General features: G+C 71.2%; 2 protein-coding genes and 3 pseudogenes. 3 read left to right on the forward strand and 2 right to left on the reverse strand.

Features of this window, described 5'->3' with window-relative positions; all coding sequences use genetic code 11:
• Window positions 1-286, reverse strand: a pseudogene (locus tag ACTUAL_RS28690) (hypothetical protein); the annotation flags it as partial.
• A 114-nt stretch (window positions 287-400) separates the two neighbouring features.
• Here ACTUAL_RS28690 and ACTUAL_RS28695 point away from each other — a divergent pair.
• The 3 genes and pseudogenes from ACTUAL_RS28695 to ACTUAL_RS28705 form a co-directional block, all read left to right on the forward strand.
• Window positions 401-988: pseudogene (locus ACTUAL_RS28695) on the forward strand (transposase family protein); the annotation flags it as partial.
• Window positions 989-1087: 99 nt separating this feature from the next.
• Window positions 1088-1995 (forward strand): IS5 family transposase gene (locus ACTUAL_RS28700; protein WP_440902424.1). Its coding sequence is split into 2 segments (ribosomal slippage): window positions 1088-1444 and window positions 1447-1995, totalling 906 coding nucleotides; the frame shifts between segments, so codons are not numbered across the junction.
• Window positions 1992-2117: pseudogene (locus ACTUAL_RS28705) on the forward strand (IS5/IS1182 family transposase); the annotation flags it as partial. The gene ACTUAL_RS28700 and the pseudogene ACTUAL_RS28705, both read left to right, overlap by 4 nt.
• 116 nt (window positions 2118-2233) lie before the next feature.
• On the opposite strand, the gene ACTUAL_RS28710 reads toward ACTUAL_RS28705, so the two are convergent.
• Window positions 2234-3232 (reverse strand): aldo/keto reductase, encoded by a 999-nt coding sequence (locus tag ACTUAL_RS28710; protein ID WP_096496508.1) that lies wholly within the window; start codon window positions 3230-3232, stop codon window positions 2234-2236.
• Window positions 3233-3336 lie beyond the last annotated feature (104 nt).

A 3336-nucleotide genomic window follows, 5' to 3' on the forward strand; every position in this document is an offset into this window, starting at 1 on the left:
ACCCGCCGCACCCGCCGCCCGTCCACGTCGATGTCGTGGATGTCGTGGATGTCGTGGAGCAACGGCTGCGGTTGCGGGTTGTCGCCAGCCTGGCCGGGCGTGAGGATCGCCACCGGCGGCAGACCCGCCGAGTCGACGGCCGGATGCAGCCTGGTCGTCAGTCCGCCACGGGAGCGTCCAAGGCACTCCCCCGTCGACGGCGAGGTCCTCGACCCGGTCCGCGCAGCCCTCCTTTTTTCCGGACGCCCACCGCGTGCCGGTGCGCCCGGACGCTCGTGGAGTCGACACCGGCCACCGCGCCACCCGCCCTCATCTGCACACGATCATGAGAAAGCTCCGCAGGACACCCGCTAAGGGCTGTCACGCAACTCGATGACCGACAGGGTGGGATGAGGTGGCGGTGCAGGTGATCTCGGCGTCCCGGTCGGAGTGGATCGCACCCTCCACGGGCTTGCAGCCGGGCCAGTTCCGCAAGCTGGTGCGCGTGGTGGCCGAACGCGGCGGTGGCACCGTCGCCGACGGCCGCCCCGGTCGGCAGTGGCGGCTGGACCTGGCCGACCGGGTACTGCTGGTGGCCACCTACTGGCGCACCAACCTCACCATGCGGCAACTCGGACCCTTGTTCGGTGTCTCGCACGCCGCGGCCCACCGGGTCATCAACACCGTCGGCCCACTGCTGGCCTTGGCCCCGGTCCGGCGCCGCCGCATCGGCCAGGTGGCGATCGGGGACGGCACCCGCCTGGTGATCACCACCGGCGACCCGCAACCGGGCAACCGCAACGACTGCACCGTCTACCGCGACTCCGGCATCGCCGACACCCCGGCCGGACGCCCGGTGATGGCCGATGGCGGCCACCAGGGCAACCGGGAGGTGATCGTGCCCCACCGCACACCCCGCGACGGCGGCCCGCTCGAAGACCGGCAAGAGGACCCCGACACCGTCCACCGTTCGATCCGAGCCCGCGCCGAACACGCCCTAGGGCGTGTTTCAAAGGTGAGGTGACCGTCGGCGTGTCGTTGGCCGGAACGTGGCGAGGTCTTCGGTGAGTGGGTTGGCGACCAAGCAAACCCGAACACCGGAGACCTCGTGGCCAGCGTAGCGGCAGCGGGGCGGGCCGACCTGACCGACTCGCAGTGGGCGCTGCTGCCACCACTGTTACCCGTCGGGGCGAAACCGGGTCGTCCGCTGAAGTGGAGCAAGCGGCGGTTGATCGACGGCATCCGGTGGCGGGTGCGGGTCGGCGCCCCGTGGCGGGACGTCCCGCCGGACTACGGGCCCTGGCAGACGGTGTACGGGGTGTTCCGCCGTTGGCAGCGGGCCGGGGTGTGGCAGGCGATTCTCACCGCGTTGCAGGCCCGTGCGGACGCCGAAGGCGTGATCGTGTGGGACGTGAGTGCGGATTCCACGGTCGCGAGGGTCCACCAGCACGCCGCCGGTGCCCGTGAAAAGGGGCTCTTCAGGTCGAGCCGCCCGACACGCCAGCGGGCGGGGTGGAGCCGGACGATCACGGGTTGGGGCGGTCGCGGGGCGGGTGGACCAGCAAGCTGCACCTGGCCTGCGAGCAGGGCCAACGGCCCTTGCCGCCGCTGGTCACCGCCGGACAGCGTGGCGACAGTCCGCAGTTCACCGCGGTGCTCGAGGGGATCCGAGTGCCCCGGCCGGGTGGCGGGCGACCGCGGACCAGACCGGGCCGCGTCCTGGCGGACAAGGCCTACAGCTCCAGGGCCAACCGCGCCTACCTGCGCCGCTGCGGGATCAAGGCGACCATCGCCCAACCGCGCGACCAGGCCGCCCATCGCCAGGCCGAAGGCCCACGCGGCGGGCGGCCACCCGCGTTCGACCCCGAGGTCTGCACACAGCGCCACGCCGTGGAATGCGGCATCAGCCTGCGCAAACAACACCGCGCCGTCGCCACCCGATACGACAAACTCGCCGTCCGCTACCAGGCCACCGTCCACATCGCCGCCATCAACATCTGGCTACGACACCGTTGAAACACGGGCTAGCCCGCATGAAGGACTGGACCATCCTGCGCGACTACCGCCGCGCCGCCCACACCCTGCGCGACACCGCCTCCGGCATCGCCCACCTCCACAACCTCGCCCTCACCGACTGACCAAGAAGCACTCGACCACCAACCACAAGACGAGTTACGTGACAGAACCGGGCCAGGCTGAGCGGACGGAGGGGGCGGCCTGGGCGTGGAGCGGACGGGTGAGGGGCGGGGTGGGGTCAGCGTTCGCTGTCCATGTGGGCCAGCATCTGTTCCGGGTAGCGGGTGCCCGCCACCTTCGTCGACGGGACCGCCGACTCGATCTCGGCCAGGTCCGACTCCGTCAGGTGGACGTCCAGCGCGCCCAACGCCTCCGCCAGGCGGGGGCGGGTGCGGGCGCCTACCAGGGGGATCACGGTTTCGCCCCTGGACAGGGTCCAGGCGATCGCCAACTGGGCGACCGTGGCGCCCTTCGCCTCCGCCACGGTGCGCAGGGACTCCACCAGGGCCAGGTTCTTCGCGAGGTTGTCGCCCTGGAAGCGGGGGCTGTGGGTGCGGAAGTCGGCCTGGGTGGTTTCCCGGTCCGGGTTCCAGTGGCCTGACAGGAGGCCTCGGCCCAGGACGCCGTAGGCGGTGACGCCGACGCCCAACTCCTTGGCCGTGGGCAGGATCTCCGCCTCCGGGCCCCTGGACAGCAGGGAGTACTCGATCTGCAGGTCCACGATCGGGTGGACGGCGTGGGCCTTGCGGAGGGTTTCCGCGCTCACCTCGGACAGGCCGATGTGGCGCACCCTGCCCTTGCGCACCTCCTCCGCCACGGCGCCCACGGTCTCCTCGATCGGCACGTTCGGGTCGAGCCTGGCCGGGCGGTAGACGTCGACGTGGTCGACGCCCAGCCGCTGGAGGCTGTACGCCAGGTAGTTCGCCACCGCCTCCGGCCTGCCGTCGTTGCCGTGCCAGCCGCCGTCCGCGTCGCGGAAGGCGCCGAACTTGACGCTCAGCAGCACGTCCTCGCGCCGCCTGCCGCGCAGCGCGTCGCGGATCAGCAGCTCGTTCGCGCCCATGCCGTAGAAGTCGCCGGTGTCCAGCAGGGTCACGCCCGCGTCGAGCGCGGCGTGGATGGTGGCCACGCCCTCGCGCTCGTCCGGCGGGCCGTACATGTCGGACATCCCCATGCAGCCCAGGCCCAGCGGGTACGTGGCGGGGCCGGTGCTGCCGAGGGTGCGTGAAGGGGTCATGAGGAGAGTATGGGGTAGTGGGCTGACAGATTTCAACATCTGTCAGCCCACTTTCTTCCGATTTCACTCGGTGGGCTCACTCAGCGGCGAGAACCCCCAGCTCG

This window comes from Actinosynnema sp. (assembly GCF_052038725.1).